Source organism: Streptomyces pathocidini, assembly GCF_001418495.1.
Lineage (GTDB): Bacteria > Actinomycetota > Actinomycetes > Streptomycetales > Streptomycetaceae > Streptomyces > Streptomyces pathocidini.
This window is the reverse complement of the sequence record NZ_LIQY01000672.1, coordinates 1-1575: the sequence shown is the minus strand read 5'-3', so window position 1 is coordinate 1575 and position 1575 is coordinate 1. Positions and strand designations below refer to the sequence as shown.

The 1575-nt window shown below is 76.3% G+C and carries 1 protein-coding gene; it reads left to right on the top strand.

The window, feature by feature from the left end:
* Positions 1-378: 378 nt before the first annotated feature.
* Positions 379-1563: an MATE family efflux transporter gene (locus AOK16_RS24310; protein ID WP_055474254.1), complete on the top strand. Its 1185-nt coding sequence runs from the start codon at positions 379-381 to the stop codon at positions 1561-1563.
* The last annotated feature ends 12 nt before the right edge of the window (positions 1564-1575 follow it).

The window sequence follows — 1575 nt, the reverse complement described above, 5'->3', positions numbered from 1 at the left end:
TCGGGGTGCGGCCCGGTTCCTCGTCCTCGTATGGGGAGTTCGTCCGGCGGCGGCACGGACGGCTTCCCGGAGTCGGGCTCGGCTTCGGGGTGCGGCCCGGTTCCTCGTCCTCGTGCGGGGAGTTCGTCCGGCGGCGGTACGCGCGGCGGCGGGCGGTTCCCGCGCCCGCTGCGTCGCGCCGACCGTCTCTTCGCCCGCCTGTCCGTGGCCCGGCGCGCCGCGAAGCGGCAAGCCGCGCGGCGTGGCAACGCGGCGACCGGCGGGGCGGGTTCGGGCCCCGACGCCTCGGCGCCACCGGCCCCTGAGGTTTCCGAGGCGACCGCCTCCGCGGTTCCCGGGGCGACCGCCTCCGCGGCTCCCCGCGGCCTCGGCACGCGGCTGGCGATCGTCTGCTCCGTCGCCGATCAAGGCGTGGCCGCGCTGACGAACATTCTGGTACTCGTTGTCGCCGCGCGGTTGTCCACGGCTGCCGGGTTCTCCGTGTTCTCGCTGGTCTACGCGGTGTTCACCGTGCTGCTCGGGCTCTCCGTCTCCTACGTCGGGCAGGCGCTCGTGCTGGAGAGCGGCGGGCCGGACGTCCGCGGCGCGTGCCGGTCCGCCGTCGTGTTCACCGCCGGGGCCTCGGCGGCGGTCGGGGCCGCGATGGGCGCCGCGCTCTCGTTCGTGCCCGGCGGCACGGCGGGCGGGCTGGCGGTACTCGGCCTCGTCCTGCCGGTGGTTCTCACCCAGGACACCCTGCGCTACTGCTTCTCCGCCCTGCGGCTGCCGCACCACGCCCTCGCCGCCGACCTCGTACGGCTCGCCGCCGCCGTACCGGCCCTGGCCGTCCAGCCGTACGGCTCGGACCCCGCCCGGCTGGTCGCCGTCTGGGGCCTCTCCGCCCTGCCCGCCGTCCTCACCGCGGTCGCGCTGCTCCGCCCGCGGCTGCGCGGGGTCCCCGCCGATCCGTGGCGGTATCTGCGCCGCGGCCACCTCGGACGGCGCTTCGCCGCGGAGTTCGCCGTGGGGAACGCCTCCAGCCAGCTGGCCATCGTCGGACTCGGCCTGTTCGCCAGCCCGCTGGCGGTCGGTGCGCTGCGCGGCGCGACGACGCTGTTCGGGCCGATGAACGTCCTCTTCAACGCCGCGACCGGCTTCGGCCCGCCCCTCCTCAACCGCTCGCCCGTCCTCGGCCGCCAGATCCGGGCCACTCTGGCCCTTGCCGCCGCGCTCGCCATGCTCGCCGCCGCCTGGGCCGCCGTCCTGTACGGGCTGCCGGGCCGCCTCGGCCGCCAACTGCTCGGCGCCACCTGGGAGTCGGCCGCCGAGCTGCTCCCGGCGACCGGCAGCCAGTACGCCGCCATGGCCGCCGGAACATGCGCGCTGCTGACCCTCCGCGTGCTGAGCCCTCGTACGACCCTGCCGCTTCAGGTCGTGTTCTCCCTGGTGTCCGTGGGCTGCCTGCTCGGTGGCTACGCGGTGGGCGGGGTGCTTGGGGCGGCGTGGGGGATGTGCGTTGGATCGGCGCTGAAGGGGTGTGCGGCCTGGTTGCGTGTCGCCGTGTTGGCGGTCGCGCGGCGGTAGGGAGGGTGCGGG